The sequence below is a fragment of the Phytoactinopolyspora limicola genome (assembly GCF_011320225.1).
In the GTDB taxonomy this organism is placed as follows: domain Bacteria; phylum Actinomycetota; class Actinomycetes; order Jiangellales; family Jiangellaceae; genus Phytoactinopolyspora; species Phytoactinopolyspora limicola.
The window spans coordinates 25664-45864 of record NZ_JAAOEN010000011.1; the positions used below are offsets into that span (position 1 = coordinate 25664).

Annotated in this window: 17 protein-coding genes and 1 pseudogene; all 18 read right to left on the reverse strand. The window is 66.4% G+C overall.

Annotated features, from left to right (window positions below):
- Positions 1-21: 21 nt before the first annotated feature.
- Complete coding sequence (locus G8760_RS21470; RefSeq protein ID WP_166354882.1) at positions 22-1131, reverse strand: DegT/DnrJ/EryC1/StrS family aminotransferase; 1110 nt, start codon at positions 1129-1131, stop codon at positions 22-24.
- 31 nt (positions 1132-1162) lie between these two features.
- Positions 1163-2164, reverse strand: coding sequence for an NAD-dependent epimerase/dehydratase family protein (locus G8760_RS21475; protein WP_166354883.1), 1002 nt, complete (start codon positions 2162-2164; stop codon positions 1163-1165).
- A 20-nt stretch (positions 2165-2184) separates the two neighbouring features.
- Positions 2185-3630: an NDP-hexose 2,3-dehydratase family protein gene (locus G8760_RS21480; RefSeq protein WP_166354884.1), complete on the reverse strand. Its 1446-nt coding sequence runs from the start codon at positions 3628-3630 to the stop codon at positions 2185-2187.
- A 69-nt stretch (positions 3631-3699) separates the two neighbouring features.
- Positions 3700-4737 (reverse strand): annotated as a pseudogene (locus tag G8760_RS30350) (acyltransferase family protein).
- A 424-nt stretch (positions 4738-5161) separates the two neighbouring features.
- The gene (locus tag G8760_RS21495; RefSeq protein ID WP_166354887.1) at positions 5162-5527 is read right to left on the reverse strand and encodes an antibiotic biosynthesis monooxygenase family protein; all 366 of its coding nucleotides are present in this window, start codon (positions 5525-5527) and stop codon (positions 5162-5164) included.
- Positions 5528-5560: 33 nt separating this feature from the next.
- A complete protein-coding gene (locus G8760_RS21500; protein ID WP_166354888.1) occupies positions 5561-5782 on the reverse strand; it encodes a hypothetical protein in 222 nt (73 codons plus the stop codon).
- A 699-nt stretch (positions 5783-6481) separates the two neighbouring features.
- Positions 6482-8128, reverse strand: a complete 1647-nt coding sequence (locus G8760_RS21505) for an MFS transporter (protein ID WP_166354889.1) — start codon at positions 8126-8128, stop codon at positions 6482-6484.
- A 226-nt stretch (positions 8129-8354) separates the two neighbouring features.
- On the reverse strand, positions 8355-9110 hold the full coding sequence (locus G8760_RS21510) for an SDR family oxidoreductase (RefSeq protein WP_166354890.1): 756 nt from the start codon (positions 9108-9110) through the stop codon (positions 8355-8357).
- A gap of 75 nt (positions 9111-9185) precedes the next feature.
- A complete protein-coding gene (locus G8760_RS21515) occupies positions 9186-10046 on the reverse strand; it encodes a nitroreductase/quinone reductase family protein (RefSeq protein ID WP_207782587.1) in 861 nt (286 codons plus the stop codon).
- 69 nt (positions 10047-10115) lie between these two features.
- A complete protein-coding gene (locus G8760_RS21520) occupies positions 10116-11810 on the reverse strand; it encodes an NAD(P)/FAD-dependent oxidoreductase (protein WP_166354891.1) in 1695 nt (564 codons plus the stop codon).
- Between the two features lie 85 nt (positions 11811-11895).
- Positions 11896-13350: an FAD-dependent monooxygenase gene (locus G8760_RS21525; RefSeq protein WP_166354892.1), complete on the reverse strand. Its 1455-nt coding sequence runs from the start codon at positions 13348-13350 to the stop codon at positions 11896-11898.
- A gap of 2 nt (positions 13351-13352) precedes the next feature.
- The gene (locus G8760_RS21530) at positions 13353-14300 is read right to left on the reverse strand and encodes an aromatase/cyclase (protein ID WP_166354893.1); all 948 of its coding nucleotides are present in this window, start codon (positions 14298-14300) and stop codon (positions 13353-13355) included.
- A 12-nt stretch (positions 14301-14312) separates the two neighbouring features.
- Positions 14313-15095 carry an SDR family NAD(P)-dependent oxidoreductase gene (locus G8760_RS21535; protein ID WP_166354894.1) on the reverse strand — a complete coding sequence of 261 codons (783 nt, stop codon included), beginning with the start codon at positions 15093-15095 and terminating at the stop codon, positions 14313-14315.
- Positions 15096-15109: 14 nt separating this feature from the next.
- A complete protein-coding gene (locus tag G8760_RS21540; protein ID WP_166354895.1) occupies positions 15110-15382 on the reverse strand; it encodes an acyl carrier protein in 273 nt (90 codons plus the stop codon).
- Between the two features lie 208 nt (positions 15383-15590).
- On the reverse strand, positions 15591-16805 hold the full coding sequence (locus G8760_RS21545) for a ketosynthase chain-length factor (protein ID WP_166354896.1): 1215 nt from the start codon (positions 16803-16805) through the stop codon (positions 15591-15593).
- The gene (locus tag G8760_RS21550) at positions 16802-18058 is read right to left on the reverse strand and encodes a beta-ketoacyl-[acyl-carrier-protein] synthase family protein (protein ID WP_166354897.1); all 1257 of its coding nucleotides are present in this window, start codon (positions 18056-18058) and stop codon (positions 16802-16804) included. The genes G8760_RS21545 and G8760_RS21550 overlap by 4 nt, the downstream gene beginning before the upstream one ends.
- A 42-nt stretch (positions 18059-18100) precedes the next feature.
- On the reverse strand, positions 18101-18430 hold the full coding sequence (locus tag G8760_RS21555; protein WP_166354898.1) for a TcmI family type II polyketide cyclase: 330 nt from the start codon (positions 18428-18430) through the stop codon (positions 18101-18103).
- A 99-nt stretch (positions 18431-18529) separates the two neighbouring features.
- On the reverse strand, positions 18530-19858 hold the full coding sequence (locus G8760_RS21560; RefSeq protein WP_207782588.1) for a cation:proton antiporter domain-containing protein: 1329 nt from the start codon (positions 19856-19858) through the stop codon (positions 18530-18532).
- Between the last annotated feature and the right edge of the window lie 343 nt (positions 19859-20201).

Consider the following 20201-nt stretch of genomic DNA (forward strand, 5'->3'; position numbering starts at 1 on the left):
GTCATACAGTGAGCAGCGACGTCACAGCGTCGCCAGTACCTCGCGAACCGCGCCGATGACCTTGTCCTGCAGCTCAGTCGGCAGGGACGGGTACATCGGCAGCGAAAAGATCTCGCCGGCGAGCCGCTCGGTCACCGGCAACGACCCCTCGGCATAGCCGAGGTGCGCGAACCCCGTCATCGTGTGCACTGGCCACGGATAGCTGATGTTGAGGTGAATGTCGTATTCCTTGAGCCGCTCGACGATGTCGTCGCGGCGCGGGTGCCGAACCACGTAGACGTAGTACACGTGCTCGTTGCCCGGTACGGTGCGCGGCAGCACAAGATCGGTATCGCCCAGCGCCTCGGCGTAGCGCCGAGCGACCGCCTGCCGCCCATCGATGTAGGTATCCAGCCGGGTGAGTTTACGCCGCAGGATCTCTGCTTGGACCTCATCGAGGCGGCTGTTGTGGGCCGGCGTCTGCACCGTGTAGTACACCGTGTCCATGCCGTAATAGCGCAGCCGCCGCAGCGCGGCGTCGACATCGTCCCGCGCCGTCAGCACCGCCCCACCGTCGCCGTAGGCGCCGAGCACCTTCGTGGGATAGAAGGAGAAGGCCGCCGCGTCACCGGTGGTGCCAGCCAGCCGGCCGTCCTGCCGCGCTCCGTGTGCCTGGGCGCAGTCCTCCAGTAGCACCAGGCCATGCCGCTGGCACAGCCGTTGGATAGGCTCGAGGTCAACACATTGCCCGTAGAGATGCACCGGCAGCACGCAGCGGGTCCGGCTCGTGATCGCCGACTCGAGCTGGGTCACATCCATCAGGAAGTCGTCATCCCGGACGTCGACGAACACCGGCGTAGCACCTGCCGCGTCGATCGCGACGACCGTCGGAGCCGCGGTGTTCGACACCGTGATGACCTCGTCGCCCGGCCCTACCGCCAGGGCCTGGAGCGCCAGCGTGATCGCGTTGGTGCCGTTGTCTACGCCGACACAATGGGGCAGCGCATGGTACCCGGCAAAGTCACGCTCGAACCCCCGCACGCTCTCAGCTAGCACGAGCCGGCCGGATCGAAAGACTTGATCAACGGCATCCAGGAGATCCGGCCGTTCTTTCTCGTATTCCAGCAGGTAATCCCATACGTATGTGGTCACGTTCTTCCCTACTCTCTGCCGTGTCGAGCGCTCACCGCACACCGCACAACTGGTCCGCGACGAGCCGGTCGATCCCGTCTCGTATGGACATCCGTGGCCGCCATCCGGTCACGGCACGGAACGCGGACGAGTCGATGGTCACGCTGCGAAAATCCGTGTCCGGGGCATGCGACGGCGGATCCACGGTGACGACGGGCACCGGCGCGGACCCGGTCCGGTCCGCCACCGCCCGGGCGATCGTCCTGAATACCTCCCCCAGCGGGTCGCCCCGGCCGGCGCCGAGCAACCACGCCGCTCCGCGGAGCCGTTCGGCGTGTTCGAGCGCCGTCTCGAAGGCTGCCGCTATGTCGGCTACGTCGACAAGATCGCGCCGGACCGTTCCGTCGTGCCACATCGTGATGGGTTCACCGGACAACGCGCGGCGGACCATCGCGGCGACGACACCGCGGTCGGCACCGTTGGGTGCCGCGCCGAATACCGTGGGCAGCCGAAGGCTGACACCGCTGACCCAGCCCGCCGTGGTCGCCTCGAGCAGCATCTGCTCGGCGGCCAATTTCTGCTGGTCATAAATGGTGGCAGGGTGGTCGGCTTCGGTGCCGTCCAGGGGCTCACCCAAAGGGACTCCCACCTGCGACGCCGCACCTGCGTAGACGACGACTGGCGGCCGGACGGTTGAGCTTTCGGCGCGGCACACCTCGATCAGGTCCCGCATGATCCCGACGTTGACCCGCTCGCCACCGACCTGCTCCGCAGCACGCCAACCCCCCTCACAGAGCACCACGTGGATGATCGCATCCGAACCTTTGACGGCGGTGGTCAGCGCTTCGCGACTGGTGAGGTCGGCGGTCACCACCTCGACGTCGGCTATCGCGGATACCGGTGGCCCCGCCGCGCGGCGTGCCACGGCCCGCAGCCGGACATCGCGGCGGGCCAGCCGAGCCAGCACCGCCGAACCGACGAAGCCGGTTGCGCCGAGCACGGTGATCAGTGGCCGGTCGGAGTCGCTGGCCAGGCCAGCCCATCCAATGGTCATGTCGTTCTCCTTCGGGTCTGTCACCCGCCAGATGCAGTGCCATCCGGTACGGTGCCGGCCAACACACTGAACAGGCACACGAGGAGGCCTCGGGCCTGGACGTTGAGATAATGGGAATGCCGCAGCAACTCGGCCAGTTGCCGTACCGACATCCAGCGGTAGTCCGGATGGGTGTGAATCGTGTCGGTTTCGACGATCAGGTGCCGGTTGCTGATCCGGTAGAACCGTCCGCCCTCGTCGGAAAGCGTCGTGTCGAAGCGGATCGACGTGGGCGCAGCGTTGAGGATCGTGTCGAGAAACGGTGGCCTTGCCGCCTCCGGCAGGAACGTGTAGTTGCCCGGAATGCACTGCACTGTGGGCGCGAGCTCGGCAACGTCGGTCAACCCCGGCTCGGACCGCAGATGAAGCAACGCATGTAACACTCCGTCGATCCGGGTGATGAGGAATGCGACGACACCGTCCTCCCTGGTGGCCAGCATCGGCTGGCTCCACTGCGCTACTTCGCGGCCCGCCGATTCCACTCCTACTCCGATCACCTCGAAGAAGGCACCGGTCTCGTGCCGGATGCCGGCGTCATCGCGTTGCCATCCGGTGAGGGCCCGCATCGGCGCCGGCGTGGCGGCCAGGTCGATGCGTGTTCGCACGTCGGTGATCCAGTTCTGTATCTCGCGGTCCTCGTGACGGCTGACCGCCAGAGCACATTCACGCCGCAAGACCCGGCTCCACACCTCGTCCTGACCGGCCGGACGACGGTCCTGGGTCACTGCGGCTGCGGTAGTGGCGGCAACCCACGGCAGGAGCGACAGCACCGTTCGGGTGTCCATGTTGACCAGGTCTGGTCGCCGCATCAACCGCAAAAGCTGGTCGACGCTGAGCCAGCAGAACCCGTCGTGCACCGGCACGTCGTCGTCCGTGGACACGATGATGTTCCGGTTGCGCTTGCGCAAGAACCACGCGCCCTGCTCGGATTGACGGACGTCGGCGAGCACCCGTGACGGAGCAGCATCACGGAAGTAGTCGAGATACGGCACCGCCGAGCCGCCATGGACGCCTGTGTAGTTGCTCCGGGTAGCCTGCACCGTCGGTGACAACTGAATGCCCCCGATGTTGCCCGGCTCAGCCTTGAACTGCATCAGACAGTAGGTAGCTCCGTCGATCTGCTTGATCAGAATGCCGAGGATGCCGACCTCCGGCTGATTGACGATCGGCTGGCACCACGTGGATGCCGGTGCTGCGTCGAGCCGGACGTGGAGGCCTTCCACGGAGAAGAACCTTCCGCTGCAGTGATGCCACCAACCGGTCAGAGGATCGCTGTACCACCCATCCAGGTCCGCCAGCGGTACCCGCTCGGTTCGGCAATAGGACCGGTCGCCCGCCTGCCGCAGCACGCGGTCGAACCCGGCAAGATCAGCTTCAAAGGGGCCGGGAGCAGCTGTAGGCTCGATGGTCCCCGGTGTGGTCGTCATCGTTCATCACCTGATCAATGTGAGCTGCCCGCCGGGGCCGATGTAGGGCCCCGGCGAGGCGGTTCAGGGCTAGCCAGTTCTCGTCGGTGCCCGTTCGGTATTGGCCGGCTGTCGCGGACGGGAGAACCGGCGCATCATCGGCACCTCGACCACACGCCACAGGACAACCGCAGCCAGCACCGACGCAATAGCCATGGTCACCGCTAGCAGCACGGCCGGAAACGTCCCGAATACCTGTCCCGGACCAGCGAGGTGGCGGATAGCGTAAATGACCGGCATATGGACGACGTACAGGGCAAAGGACGCCTCGCCCAGGCGGATCATCAAGGGTGCCCGGCCCAACCAGGTGGTGCGCTGTTCCTGGTCTCGTACGGCCATCGTGGCGATGATCGCCGCTGCGGGGACACACGTCGCTGCCACCCACAGGTAACCGTTGGGCATGATCGGCTCAGCGGCCAGGACCGCGACGAGACCGAGCACCGGCCAGAACAGCTGAGTGCTCGGCCACCGACCGGTGAGCACAATCCGGGCCAGCAAAATGCCGAGAACGAACTCCAGGAGTCGGACCGGCGGGAAGAAGTAGATCAGCCACCAATACTCCAGCGACATCGGCAACACGCTGCTCATCGGCTCTCCCGAGGACGTCACCAGTGTCGCGAGCGCCGGCACGGTCACAACCAACGCGGCAACTGCAAGGGCACACGCCTATAGCCGCCGGACCGGCAAGGCACACAACGGCACGATGATCAGGGGGAACAGCAAGTAGAAGAAGAGCTCCGATGCCAGCGACCAGGTCACCCCGGTACCGCTGGTGACCATCCCGAGATCGGGATACCAGGTATGGACGAGGAACAGATTGGCCATGGCCTGGCCGGCGGTCGGCTCTTGGACGGGCGCTGGTGACGGTGCAGTCGTCACCCAGAGCAGCCCGAGCATCAGAACGAGGGTGACGACATGGTTAGGAAAGATCTTGACGATTCGGCGGCGGTAGAAGCGCAGCGGGGTGTCATCGGCTCGCCTCGTCCAAGTCAGCACGAAGCCGCTAAGCAGAAAGAACGACGACACCGCACCGGCAGCCAGCATGATGGACAGCCGGTTGGCCTCCATCACGGGTGATCGAAGGGGAAGATCCCGGACACGAAGACGACATGGCCGAACAGAACAGCCGACGCCAGCAGGAATCGATAGCCGGTCAAAGAAGGTAATCGGGTGGAGTGCACAGGCGCACTACTCATGACAAGTCTCGCAAACTCGAATATCGAAAGAACAATTCGGCGCAGACCGCTGCCCGCGGCCGGGCCCGAAGAGCACTTGCCAGGGAGTGGCGGGTCTGGCCTCAGGACCCCGCCCGCCGTTCAGGATCGGCTGAACGGCGCCGGGTCTCCAGGCGGGGCCGGCTGGTGGCCGGTCCCGCTCCACCATGCACACGGATCCTGCGCGTGCATCATGGGCCGGAGCCCTCCGACGGATGGAGGGCTCCGAGACAAGATTGGACGATGCCGCAGTCAGTGCCTCTTGACGCTCTGAGGCTCTAAGCAGTGCACACGCCGGCGACGGCCACCTTCTGGTAGACGTGCGGGTACGCGATGATGCCGTCCGGATACTTGGCGCTCTTCTGCTGGAACTCCGGGTTCGAGAAAGCTTTGAAGAGCGCCTCGGTCGACTCCCAGACCGCGACGTTCACCATCATCTGGCTGTCCGCGGTCCCCTGGTGGAGCTGGGTCGAGATGAAGCCGGGTTGGGCCTTCATGAACGACGCGTCGTCCTGCCACAGCGTCAAGAACTCGTCCCGGGCCTCACGAGGCACGAACACTGTATTGATCAAGGTGACTGCTCCGGTCTGCTCCTGAAGCTGCGACATCAGCGGGGTCGACGAGTCCATCTCGTCAATCTTCATGGTGGTTCCTTTCTGCCGCGCCCGCAGTGGGCACTAGCTGATCTCGTGGCCGCGGAGTTCCCGCCGCCACTTGGCGAATGTGACGAGGAGTGCGGCCACGCCGACGATGACGTCGGCGTGGTCCAGCAGGTCTGACGAACCTTTGGCGCTCCTCGCCTTGGTGAGCAGGCCGGCCGCCGTTGCCCCCAGCCGGCCGAGGGCAAGCAGCGGTTGCGGGCCGGGTCCTTGCTCGGCTCTGACGGTCATGGAGTTCACGAATGCCTCCACCAGGTTGATCGGTGATTTGTGGGCCGGACAGACAAGAGGTGAGGGGTGGCGTGCCCTCGAGGTTGACTTTCAGAGGTTTCCCGGGCCGAAGGACGATCTTGTCCGGCGCGCCACTGTGCCCTCGGCACAGTCATCGGCACGCCGAGGGGCCGCGCCGCCCTCCCCCCGGTTGTGCACCTGATCTCCGTTTTGACGCCTGATCGTTTCTACCGGGGTGATCAGATGTGGGTGACGACGTATTGACGGCGGTTGACGGCGACGTTGGTGCACCTGATCGCGTCCCACAATGTGGACGGTTAGCGATCAGATGCACGAACAGCCGGCTCAGGGCGCGTAGTGCATCTGATCGTCGTACGCGTCCAGCACTCTGGAGCCCACAACGGTCCCGGAAACCGGGGTCGGCGCGCCGACCACAGGGTTCACCACACAACGCAGATCAACGCGGAACGCCACAAAACGACGCGCTACGACGCCAGAGTCTTAACGATCAGATGCACCAACCGACCCGTAAGCGCCGTTGGTGCATCTGATCGCTAACCGTCCACATTGTGGGACGCGATCAGGTGCACCAACGTCGCCATCAACCGCCGTCAATACGTCGTCACCCACATCTGATCACCCCGGTAGAAACGATCAGGCGTCAAAACGGAGATCAGGTGCACAACCGGGGGACTTGGACCTAGTTGATCAACGGCGAGAGGGTTGCTCCGCGTGGTCGGCGGGGCCGGTCTCGTCAGGCAGCGGAAGCCCGTACGGATTAACCGCCGGACCAGTGTGTGTCTTGAGTGCCAGGCACGCCAGCACACCCACCACCAGCGCTATGACCGACACCATCAAGGTGGGTCGCAGCGCGTCGACGAACCCTTCGGCGAATACCTGCTGGGCCAGCGCCTGCAACTCGACCGCTACCCCGTCAGGCAGTCCGTCCGGGATGGGGGTCGCGCTAGCGCTGGTGGCACCGACGTTGAGACCTTCGGTACCGGCACCGGCGAAGCCCGCCACAAAACCGTCGCGGTACTCCTCCGGCAGCGCAGCCGCGTGGTCTGTGGCGCGGTTGGCCAACGAGGCCGCCAGCCGGCTTTGCAGCACCGCCCCCACTACAGCGCCAGCCAACACCGCCCCCACATGCCGCATGGCGTTGTTGACACCCGATGCCGCGCCGTTCAGGTGCGCGGGCACCTTGCGCATCACCTCCGACGCCATCGGAGTGAAGCTGCAGCCCGACCCCAAGCCGACGACGAACAATGGGGCGACGAACGCCGTCCAGGGCGAGTCGGTGCGTGCGACGGCCACGGTCCATGCGAGTCCAGCGGCGAACGTCGAGAGCCCGCCGATCAGTACGTACTTGCCGCCGTACCGCTCTGACAACAAACCCGCCGGCACCGCCATGATCAATCCGCCGATGGCCATCGGCACCAGCACCCCACCGGTCTTGATGGCGCTGAACCCAAGCACAGACTGCAGGTAGATCGTCATCGGAAGGAACAACCCGATAGCGCCACACGTCACCGCGATGCCAACTCCGTTGACGACCGAGAAACCCCGGTCCTTGAAGAGCGAAAACGGAATCAGCGGACTGTCGTGCTGGACTCTGCGCTGCTGTCCGAGAAAGACCACCAGCAGGACGGCGCTGGCCAGCATCAGCGTCCAGATCCAGCCATTCCATCCGTATCGCTCGCCCTGGATCAACGCGAACGCCAAACAGAACAACGACACCGAGGCGATCAATACACCGGTGATGTCCAGCTTGTGCTGTTCCCGGCGCGGCGAGTCCGGGATGATCGCCGGGGCAAGAACAATCACGGCCAGCCCGATCGGGATGTTGATGAGGAAGATCCACCGCCAATCGAACACCGTTACCAGCACGCCGCCCACCGTGGGTCCTGCGATGGCCGAGAGCCCGGCCACCGCCCCCCAGACACCAAGCGCCACGCCCCGTTTGGAGGCGGGGAACACATCGGCGATGATCGACAGCGTCTGTGGGACCAGCATCGCCGCGCCTACCCCTTGGAAAGCGCGGAACGCGATGAGCTGCCCTGGATCCTGCGCCAGCCCACACGCCAGGCTAGCCAGCGTGAACACGGCCACACCTGCAACGAAGATGTTCTTCTTGCCACGAAGGTCGCCGAGCCGGCCTGCGGTGATCAGCAGAACCGCCAGACACAGAGCGTAGGCGTTGAACACCCACAAGATCTGGTCCAGGGAAGCGCCCAGATCGTCTGTCATCTGCGGAACCGCGATGTTGACGATGGTGAGGTCCAGCAGCGTCATGAAGTAGCCCAGGCATAAGACGGCGATGATCGCCCACGGGTTGCCGCGCCACGAACTCAACACAAGTACTCCTCTCCCGCGGACCTCGCCGGACCGCGCGGTCTGGTCGTTGACGGTCGACCGGCCGCCCGGGCCTGGCATCAGCATCAAGACCGACTCACGCCACCGGATCGACGTTTGCCCGGTATGAGGGGTGCTGATCGGCCGAGCGTGACATCTGGCCGGACTCTGTGAGTCACCTCACATAGGCTGCCGGCAGCGGCGCTGCCCAGCCGTCGGGCCACCGGACTCAGAGGAGCATCCCGCCCGACACGTCCAGCCACTGGCCCGTCACCCATCCACCGTCGGCCGACGCGATGAAGGCGACGGCCGACGCAATGTCGTCCGGCTGCCCCAACCGCCCCAGGCATGCCAGCGACGCCGCGAACTGCCGAGCTTCCTCGTTGAACAGTTTGGCCGCGGTTGTCTCGGTGTCGACGAGCCCCGGCGCAACGGTGTTGACGGTGATCCCCCGTGGCCCGAGCTGCTTGGCCAGTGCCGTGGTCAAGGTATCGAGGGCACTCTTAGCCATCGCATACGTCACGTATTCCGGCTGCGAGGATGCGTGCCGACTGAGCCCGGACGAGATGTTGACGATCCGCCCACCGTCACGCAACCTGGTCAAGCCATGTTGGATGATGAAGAATGGTGCTTTGACGTTGGTGGCGACGACCCCGTCGAAGCCCTGAGGGGTAGTACCACCGATACCCATCTCCGTGGGTTCGGCGCCGACATTGTTGACCAGAATGTCCAGCCCGTCGCTGTGCTGGTCGAAGGCGGCCCAGAGGGCTTCGGCATCACCAGGAACGCCCAGTTCGGCCTGGACCGAGAAGGCACTCCCTCCGGCAGCCTCGATCTCGGCGACGACACCCTTGGCGGCTGCCTCGTTGCTGCGATAGTGCACGCCAACGCGGACACCATCCTGGCCCAGCCGTAGGGCGATCCCCCGGCCGATCCCCCGGCTGGATCCGGTCACAAGGGCGGTCTTTCGGTCATGTGTGTTCATGTGGTGCCTCCATGGCGAGCGTGGTCAGGTCAGAGTGGGCGTGCCCGGGTCCCCGGAGCCCGAGCACGCCCGCGGTCACAACGCCTGCGGGTCGAGGTCGTTGGGGGTGAGGATGACGATCGGCGGGGGCCGGTTCGCCCGCTTGAAGAACTCGCCGATGAACGGGTACGCGGTGGTGAACTGCTCCCAATACCGGTCGTGTTCGCTTCCGGTGGCGACGGACGCCGTCACATCCATGGACTCGGGGCCGATGTTGATCCGCGCCTGAGGGTTCGCCTTGAGGTTGACGTACCAGGACGGATCGAGTGCCTTGGGGCCACCCGGGATGTCGAAATGCCCAGGCACCGCCACCACGATGAACCGTCCCTGGTCGTACAGGTAACCGAGCGGCACCGTCCGCTCCCGCCCCGTCTTGCGCCCGATCGTCGTGATCAGCAACGCCTCCAGATCGCCGAAGCGCCCCAGAATGCGGCCTTGCGAACGCTGGTAAAGGAACACGTTGAGCTTGATGCCGAACTTGTTGATCGTCTTGCTGAGCTTCGACGGCGGCTTCGAGTAGAAGTACACGTTGATCCGCACGAAGGCCCGCATGAACCGCCCGGCGTTGAGTTGTGGACGGGTAGTGGCCCACGACGTCAGCGCATCCGTCTCCGGAGCTGGCTCCGGTGGGGCGGCTACCGCCATGGGAGCACGCATCCCCATCGGTTCCTCAGCCGCTGTCCGTGGCATGGCCATGGGTTCTGCCGACGCCATCGGCTCTGGCTTCGTGGCCTCGTCCGGCGGCATCGGTTCGGTCGCGGCGGCTGGAGCGGCCGTCGCCGTCGGTGCCGGCCTCTCGGCGGATACCGGCGCCCCTGCGGTGGTCTCTTCAGCCGCCTTGCCGGGCTTGGCCGCCGGCCGCGCCTTCTGGGTAGTTTTCGTCGTTGTCTTCGCCATGAGTGGCCGTCCTTTCAAGCGACGGGACGTACGTTCGGCACGGCCCGCGCGGATTTCAGCAGTACGAACTCACAGGACCTTGCGGCCGCGGATGCCAGCCTTGAAGACGCCGGTGAGCAACGCCCGGCCCAGCTCTTGCATCTCCTGTGGAGCCTTGCGGTTGGCCCAGTACATGAACTTGGCCATCATCTGGGTGGTGGGCAGCACGAACCGGGTGTCCTCCGGGTCCTTCCAGCCGAACACCGGGTTCACCAGGTCGCAGTTGTTGAGCATCCCGAAGATGATGTCCGCGGCGGCGTCTCCGTCGAGCTCACCGACCTCGTACTTCTCACACGTCTCGGCGGTGATCTCCAGAATGTTCTTGAACTCCGCACTCTCCGGCCACCACAGTCCCGGGTAGGCGTTGTTTTCCAGCTCCGCGAAGTGCCGCTCGTCGCCGTCGAGGGCGTAGTTCAGGCGGGCCCGGGTCAGCCGCATCACGCCGGGTGTCAGGAACGCCGCCCAGACGCGGAACACCGCGTTCCAGAGCCGGAAGTGGTTGAACGCGATGAACGAGCTGTTCACCAGGTCGTCGTTGTACTGCAGAAGCCCACGTTCCAGCGTGTCGACGTACTCGAACCGCTCGACCGAGAAGTCGTCGTCCCGCAGCGCTGGCAACAGCCTGCTGACCAGCGCGTAGACGATCTCGAACGTATTCGACAGACCGCGGGAGAACAGCGGGTCGATGAACCCCGCCGCATGCGACATCAGACACCACCGGTACCCGACGGACCGCGACGACGAGTACTGCAGCCGGTCGGTGGACACCCACTCCCGGACCCGGCGTGCCCCCACGAACTGGCGTTTCGCCGACGGGTACATGTCCAGGTAGTGGTGGAACTCCTCCTCCGGTGTCATGTCCGTCGGCTTCGGGTACTTACGCGGGTCGAAGGTTAGGCCCACGCTGCACACCGGGTTGGTGGAGTCCTTGAAGTTGTCGAACGGGATGATCCAGAACCAGCCCCGGTCGATCATGTGGTGCAAGGTGCCGCCATGCCACGGCGCCGGCGGGCGCAGGCTGCGCGGGTGGTGACAGACGTCGTCGAACGGCTTGATCCCGACATAGTGTGTGAACAACGACCGCGAGTGGTGCTTGAAGCGGGCCGGCTGCTCACGCAGGCCGAACTTCTCCGCCAGCGGCGACCTGAATCCGCTCGCGTCGATCAGGTACTTGGCGCGGAACACCTCACCGTTGTGCCCGGTGATGGTGACGCCGTCGTCGTCGAAGTCGAGATCGACCGCGCGCCAGTTCTGCCGCGTGATGCAGCCGTACTTCGCTGCCACGTGGAAGTAGTACTGGTCGGTCTCCTGCCGGAACAGGTGGCTCGCCTCGGTCAGCAGTTTCGGGATGACGAACATGGTCGCTTCCCGCGGATCCGGTTCCTGGCCGGGTACCTGCCGGATGAACCCGAAACTCTGCTTCTTGCCGTGGTGCGGGCCGATATGCTTCGACGTCGCCTTGATGTCGAACAGGTACTCCAGTTCGGGCACATCGAACCGCGCCCGAAGGATTTGCAGCCACTCGATCAGCTGCGGCGTCATGGACTCGCCGACCGCGAACCGCGGATGTTGGCCCGCGTCCACCAGCGCGACCTTGACCCCCTGTTTGGCCAGGCACATCGCGGTGATCGAACCCGCCAAGCCGGAGCCCAGAATCATCACGTCACACCGACGGACCACGCCGGTGTCCTCAGCTTTGTCAGTCGAACGGACTTTGGTCTCCATGACCGACGACCCCTTTCGAGAGGAATTTCTATCTGTCGTTTGTCGTCTGCCGGCTCTGTGCGCCCGGCCCGCACCTGCTCGTGTCTCACCTCCCGCCGAACCAGCGCCGCAGGGCCGCGCCGGGGTCGCTGTCATGGTCACCGGCCCAGGCCACATGGCCGTCCGGTCGCACCAGCACGGTGGCCGCCCCGGCTAGTGGGGACGGGTCCGGTGCGGTGCCGCACACGGCTGAGATCGGACCCGCGGCCGTCGTCACCAGTCGCCGCATGTGGTCTGCTCGGGCACGATCTCCCGACAGGTCGAGCAGCACTCCACGTCCACCCCTCAGCAGATCCGTCGTGGTGGTGCGGCCTTCTTCGGTGGCCAGCTCCACCTGCGGGACCCGCGCGCCGTCGAGGGGATGAGTGCCGGCCTGGTATCGGACGTCGAGCCCCCCGACCTGGGTGGCCAGCCGATCGTGGACATCCGGCAGGTCGAGCAGGTCGGCGACGAAGGCTCGGACCGCCTCGACCTCGGGGCCGCCGAGCAACAGGTGTGCTTGAGCCTCGACGGCGTCGAGCACGGCCTGCCCCGCCGGATGCCGCTCGCCGTGATACGAGTCGAGTAGTCCGGCCGGAGCCCATCCCGTCACTTCCGCGGCCAGCTTCCAGCCGAGGTTGGCCGCGTCCTGTAGGCCGAGATTGAGCGCCTGTCCACCAACCGGCATCTGCCGATGTGCCGCGTCGCCCGCCAGCAGCACGCGGCCCTGGCGGTACCGCGCCACCTGGCGGCGACTGTTGTCGAACGCGTTCACCCAGATAGCGGTCCCGCCGCTGATGTCCTCGCCGGTGACCCGCTTCCAGGCGGCCGCCACCTCGGTGAACTCCGGCGGCGAGGCCCGGTGTGCGGGCCAATGGCCGAACTCGTGCACCATCACCCGGGTCACGCCGTTGCGCGTGGCCGAGATCGCCAGACCATCAGGAAACCGCTCGAATCGGTGGTCCGGCACGTCGACGCCGGTGACGTCGCAGCGGAACAGTTCTCTCGTCGCCGGTGCACCGGGAAACTCGAACGGCGCCAGCCGCCGGACCGCGCTGTCGTCGCCGTCGCACCCGACGACGTACGCGGCCCGCAGCCGCACCGGGCCCCGAGACGTGTGTGCCCCGACTTCCACCTCGTCCGCACCCGGAACCAGCACCCGTACGTCATGCCCGCGCCGGATCCGCACCCCCAGTTCGTGCACCCACTGGGTGAGCACCCGTTCCAGGTCCGCCTGCGGCACCTTCCACTGACCAGCGAATCGACTCGGCTGCCCGCTGAGATCCAGCGGTATCCCGCCGAAATGGCCCACCGGGATACCCGGCGGAGCCCCCAGCCGATCCAGCAATCCGCGCTGGTCCAGGATCTCCATCGTCCGGGCATGGATCGTGGACGCCCGCGATTCGGTCATCGGCGCGGCCAGCCGGTCCACGACCACCACGTCGGCACCTCCGAGGCGCAGTTCGCCCGCGACCAGCAGCCCAACAGGGCCGGCGCCGACGACGACGACGTCGGCGTCCACGGCTATCGCCGACTCTCGGCGTACTCGCGGGCGTGACCGAGAGTGGCCCGGCTGTTGGCGCTCAACGCGGTCCGTACGAACTCCCGCGCCTGCGCGACGTCGGCATCGGGACCGAGTACGTCAGTGACCTTCGTCGGGTCGATCGCGACGGTGTGCCGTGATGTCGCGATCACCCCCGACTCGGTGTCGACGAACCGCCAGCTCCCGGTGTGTAAGGTCAGCAACGCTGGCAGCGTCGTCTGCTTGTAGACGATGAGGTGGTTGGGGAAACACACCCGCACCGACTCGGTGCGATGGGTGGAGCCGTCCTTGGTGCGGGTATCCATGGCCAGCGTCTGCAAGCCGGGCACCGGTTCGGTCAACGACACCCAGGACACATGCGGTAGCCGCTCGGTCCAGAACTGCGCCTCGTTGACGAAGTCGTAGACGTCCTTGGCGGTGCCGTCGATGCGCATCGTGTCCTCGAACGCCAACGTGCGCCCGGGAGCGTCGCCGATCGCCTGTTCCGCGCTGTCGCGCAAGGCGGCCAGTTCGGCCCGGCTGTTGGTGTCCACCGCCCGCTCGATCCAGTCGAGGCTGGCCGGATCGTCGTCGACGGCACGGTAATCGTGCAGTAGACGTACCCGCGACTCCCGCGGTGATATCGGTTCGACCAGCCACGTTCCGCCCATGGCGGCCACCGGCGGGGCGGACACCTCTTGCCGGAACTCGATCCGTCGCTGGTCAGCGTCGAGGGTACGGCGCGACGTCCAGCTCTTCGCCTCCCCGTTCGCGGTCGCCCAGATCCGGATCCGCTCCTCCTGTCCGTTGCGCTCCACCCAATCCACGTGGACCGTCGGTGGGAATATCTCCGGCCACTGCCGCACGTCCGCGATCAGTCCATAGACGGCGCTGGCCGGTGCGGCCACGATGGTCTCGTGTTCTACCTCGCGGCGACCCGACGAGTTCATGTTCGACCTCCTTCAGAAGTTGCCCAGCCCGCCGCAGACGTTCAGCGCCTGCGCGGTGATGGACGCGGCCGGCTCGGTGACCAGGTAGCCGACGAGGCCGGCCACTTCCGCCGGCACCGCGTACCGGCCCAGCGGGATCTTCGCCTGGAACTTCGCCAGCACCGCGTCCTCCGAGGTGTCCCAGGCGCGCGCATACCCCTGCCGGACCCGCTGCGCCATCGGCGTCTCCACATACCCGGGGCAGACCGCGTTGACCGTGATCCCGGTGGGCGCCAGCTCGTTGCCGAGGGCTTTGGTGAACCCCACCACGCCGTGTTTGGACGCCGAGTACGGAGCACCAAGCACCACACCCTGTTTGCCGGCGGTGGAAGCGATGTTGACGATGCGTCCCCAGCTCCGGTGCCGTAGCCCGGCGTTCAAGACCTCGCGGGTCATCCGGAAGACGCTGTTCAGGTTGGTGTCGATGACGTCGAGCCAGAGGTCGTCGTCGATGTCGGCGGTCACTCCGCCGCCGCTGCGCCCAGCGTTGTTCACCAGGATGTCGACCGGGCCGACCTGTTCGGTCGCGGCCTGGACGATCCGGCGGACGTCGGCGGCGTCGGTGACGTCGCCGGCCGTACCGGCCACCTCCAGGCCACCGTCGAGCAGCTCTTTCACGGTGAGCTCCACCGCCGACGCGGTCCGTGCGCAGATGAAGACGCGGTGTCCTTGGGTGGCCAAGGCCTGGGTGACGGCCAGACCGATGCCGCTGGTGGCGCCGGTGACCAAGGCCGCTCGTGGTGTCGTGGATGCCATGGCGTATTCCCCCGTCAGGCCGCGTCCGGGTGGGTGGCACGTTTCTCGTTGACCGCCGCCAGCAGCTGCCTCGGCGTCTGCACCTCGTTGAGCGTGGAGTCGTCCAGCTTGATGCCGAGGGCCCGCTCGAGCCGGGCGCCGGTCTCGAGCAGGGCCAGCGAGTCGTAGCCCAGCTCCTCGAAGGTGCGGTCCAGGATGTCGCCGTCGAGGTCGACGCCGTCGACTTCACCGGCCACTTGCCGCAAGATCTGTTTGAGGCCGTCAACCGTTGCTTCTCGCACACTCATCGTGCGCTCCTCTCACTTAGTGCCTGTCCTTCAACCTGCTGCCCCGCATGACCGGGCGCGCCAAGCCCGTGATCGTTGCCGGTTTCGTGTCGCCGCCCGCCGGTGATCAAACCCAAGATTCGGTCGCTAGGGCGACCTGAAACCGGCAACGATCACCGAGGCTCGGGGCAGAAATCCGGCAACGATCACTGGGGTGGGGCGTGTGTATCTACCCGGCGCGGCGTACCACCATCGCGGCATTGAATCCGCCATATCCCCTGGCCAGCACCAGGGCCGCCGCCACTGGCAGCTCGCGAGGGGCACCCAGCACCACGTCCAGGTGATGGTCGACGCCGGGTTCGGTGTTGACCGTCGGCGGGACCCACTGATCTCGGATCGACAGCAGAGCAGCCGTCACATCCAACGACGCGGCCCCGGACAGTAGTCGGCCCGTCATCGTCTTCGGCGCCGTCACCGGCACACCTCGCGGGCCGAACACCGTGCGGATCGCCGCCGCCTCGGTCCGGTCCAACTCCGGTACGGCCGCCGCGTCGGCGAACACCACGTCGATCCCGCTGGGGTCCATCCCGGCGTCCTCGAGAGCCAGCTCGATCGCTCGGCGCAGGCCGGGCTCCCGGCCGCTGCCCGGAGGTGGGTCGAAGGTCGCCGCATACCCGGCGATCTCCCCGTAGACCCGGGCCCCTCTGCCACGAGCGGACTCCGCATCCTCCAGGATCAACAGCGCTCCGCCCTCACCCGGCACATGGCCCGCGGCGTCGGTCGCGAACGGCCGGTAAGCATCCCCGGGATCAGCGCCGGTGCTGACCCGGCCTCCAGCCAATTGGGCCACCCACCCCCACGGACAGATCGACGCGTCGACCCCACCAGCCAGGCTCAACCGGCACCCCTTACGCACCAAACGACGGGCCTGAGCCAACGCGTCCAGCCCGCCGGCCTGGTCGGACACCACCACACCACTGGGGCCACGCAGGCCATGGCGGATGGAGATCTGCCCCGTGTTCACCGCGTAGAACCAGGCGAAAGACTGATACGCGCTAACGAACTCACCCCCCTGACGCCACAGGTTCCGCAACTCCCCCTGACCGAACTCGAACCCACCAGACGAGCTGGCGGTCACCACACCCATGCCGAACTCTGGCCACCGCGCCGGATCGATCCCGGCGTCGTCGAACGCCCAATCCGCAGCGGCCAGCGCCATCCGCGTCATGTGGTCGGTCTGCGGGATCAGCCGGCTCGGCACGTGTTCCTCGGCGACGAAGTCGACCACCTCCCCGGCCAGGCGGGCCGGGTACCCGGTGGCGTCGAACCGCCGGATCGCCCGGATGCCGCTGGTACCGGCCCGGGCCGCGGCCCAGTACTTGTTCACACCGAGACCGGTGGGCGCCACCACCCCGATGCCGGTGACCACCACCGATGTGTTCACGTGACCCTCCGCAACACCATCGCGCTCTGAAAACCGCCGAACCCGCTACCGACGGTCAGCACCGTGTCCGTGGGCCAGGTCCTCGACTCGTGGGGGACGTAGTCCAGATCGCATTCCGGGTCGGCCTCGGTGAGGTTCGCCGTCGGTGGTACGAGGTTGTGCTCGATGGCCAGCGCACATGCGGCGACCTCCACCGAGCCGATCGCCCCCAGCGAGTGCCCGATCATCGACTTGATCGAGCTCACCGGTACCCGGTGGGCATGGTCGCCCAGACTGCGTTTGAACGCCGCCGTCTCGTGCCGATCGTTCTGTTTGGTGCCCGAGCCATGGGCGTTGATGTAGTCGATCTGGTCCTCAGCGGTCCTCGCGTCCGCCAAGGCCGCCCGGATCGCCTCGGCCATCTCCCGGCCGTCCGGGCGCAAGCCCGTCATGTGGAAGGCGTTGCACCGGGTGGCGAAGCCGGCGATCTCCGCGTAGGTATGTGCGCCCCGTGCTTTGGCCCGCTCGTAGTCTTCGAGGACGAACATCGCCGCGCCCTCACCGAGCACGAAACCGTCGCGGGTCCGATCGAACGGACGTGACGCGTGCTCGGGGTCGTCGTTACGGGCGGTTGTGGCCTTGATCGCGTCGAAGCAGGCCACGGTGATCGGCGAGATGGGAGCGTCGGTGGCGCCGGCGATCATGATGTCGGCGCTGCCTTCCCGGATCAGCTCCACCGCGTGGCCGACCGCATCCAACCCGGACGTACACCCGGTGGAGATCACCACCGCTGGCCCCTCGGCACCCACCGATCGAGCGACCTCGCTGGCGAACGAACTAGGGACGAAGTAGTTGTACAGGTGCGGGACAGCGTAGGCATGGTCGACGACATCCAGCCGGCCGCCGTCGCTCACGACCCGGTATTCCTGGTCCAGGCCCATCGTCGCGCCCACGGCGCTGCCCACCGTCACCCCCGTCCGGTACGGGTCGAGGCCCGCCGGGTCGAGGCCGCTGTCCGCCAACGCCTCCGCACTGGTGACCACGGCGAACTGGGCGGCGCGATCCATCCGCCGGATCTCCTGCGGGCTCAGCCCATGCAACTCCGGGTCGAAGTCGGCCTCGGCGGCCACCCGGGAACGGAACGGACTCGGGTCGAAGAAGGTGATCGTGCGGGTCGCGGTCCGCCCCGCGCTCAGCAGCGCCCAGAACTCCTTGGCGCCGACACCGCCTGGTGCGATGACCCCAATCCCGCTGATCACTACTCGCCGTTGCATGTGGATTCTCCTTCGTCGTCGCGCACGCGCTTTCCGCGCCGGTCAGGACGGCTTCACCCAGTGGTAGAAACGGGTGGCCATGGCGTCGGCCGGGGAGCGCCACGTCGACGGGTCATACGCCGTGATGTACGGCTTCAGGTCGGCGCTGATCTGGACGAATCGAGGATCGTCCTTGGCTTCCTCGATGGCTCGGTCACCGTTGTTGGTGTCGAAGTCTTGAAGGTGGAAATACAGGCCGTGAAAGTGGAAGAGTTGCCGACGCCGGGTGCCCATCCGATCCGGCATATCGGTGCGGTCGAACTCGGCGAAGAGCCGGGCGACGTCAGGGCCGGTCTCCGGCTGCATCCGCGCCACGATCAATGTGCTGTGCATGGGAATCCCTCCGGTGATCCCCCTTCCCCGGTGATCATTGGCTTTTGACTACCGAATTCGGTAGTCAAAAGCCAATGATCACCGGGGAAAGGGGGGCGCTTACTCGTGGACGGCCTGCCGGGTACGCCGGGCGACCGTTTCGTGTTGGCGTTGGTCACGGTGGGGTGCGGGCGGGTGGCTCGCCGAACCACGCGGGCCAGCGCCGGGTGGAGCCGGCGAACTGGCCGGCACCGGTGGTGGCGCCACCCGCAACAGCCGCAGCATCGGGCCGGCCATGGCCGTGGTGACCAGGGCCATCACCACCATCATGGTGAACATCTCGGCGCCGATGATGCCCCATTCACGGCCAATATTCAGGATGACGATCTCGGTCAGACCCCGGGTGTTCAACAGCACCCCAATTGCGCCGGAATCCCGCCAGCTCATCCCCGATACCCGGGCCGGGATCGCGGCGCCGGCGAACTTCCCGACGATCGCCACGACGATCACCAGTAGCAGCGTCAGGACCCCGGACCAGCCCAGCGCCCCAAGATCCACGGTCAAGCCGGTGACGATAAAGAAGACCGGCAGCAGCAACATGGCGGCCTTCTCCAGTGGAACGCCGACGCTCTCGTGCAGCCGTGGGCCACCGTCGCGCGGCATCACCAGCCCGAACGCGAACGCCCCGAAGATGGCATGGACGCCGATCCACGACGTCGCATACGCCGAAAGGAAAACACCCGACGCGATCAGCGCCGCCAGTGTGCCGGTCTGAGCCGGCCCAGCCAGCCGGGTGATCAACATCCGCACGATCGGCCGCACGACGTACCCCAGGAGCATCCCGAAGGCGAACGTCAGCGCGATCGTCGTGAAGAATTGAGCGACGTCGCTGGTCCCGGCCATGGCCAGCAACAACACGAGCACGCACCAGGCCACGACGTCTCCGATGGCCGCACAGGCGATCGCCGTGGCACCCACCGTCGTGGCGGAGAGGCGGCTGTCCCTGATGATCCGGGCCAACACTGGGAACGCGGTGATCGAGAACGCTGTCCCCAGGTAGAGAACGAACACCCCGGATCCGACCTCGTCGCCGCGGAAGCTGGTGAACAGTAGTGCCGCGGCTCCGGCGCCCACGGCGAAGGGCACCGCCATGGAGAGGCCGGCGATCGGGAGCAACACCTTCTTCCGGCCCCGCAGCCGGGTGAGGTCGAGCTCCCAGCCCACCAGGAACATGAAGAGCAACAAACCGACTTCGGCGACCGTGGCCAGCATCGGTCGAGCATTGTGCGGAAAGATCAACTCTGGGAGGTCACCAGGAAGCAGGCCCAGCAGGCTCGGGCCCAACATCAGCCCGGCAGCGATCTCGGCCACCACGGGAGGCTGATATAGCCGCCGGCACAGCTGCACCATCACAGCCCCGACGATCAAGACGATCGCGACGTTCGCCACGACCACGACCTCCACGGGCACGCCACCAACCACCATGCTGACCTCCAGGACGGACCCCCGCTCAGCCAGGCCGATACGGAATCGGCCGATGTGTATGCCAACGGCCCCGCGCGCCCGACCGGGTCGGGCAGACGACCCGTCAGGCAGGCAGCCCGTCAGGCAGGCAGCCCGTCAGGCAGGCAGCCCGTCAGGCAGGCAGCCCGTCAGGTAGGCAGCCCGTCAGGCAGGCAGGCGGCGGGTTGATACACGTAGCCGGAAACGCGGCTCAGAGAGGGTTTCGATTGACCTCGGCTCAGATCGCGGCCAGTCCACCGATAGTGGACATAGGAGGTCCGACGTGAAA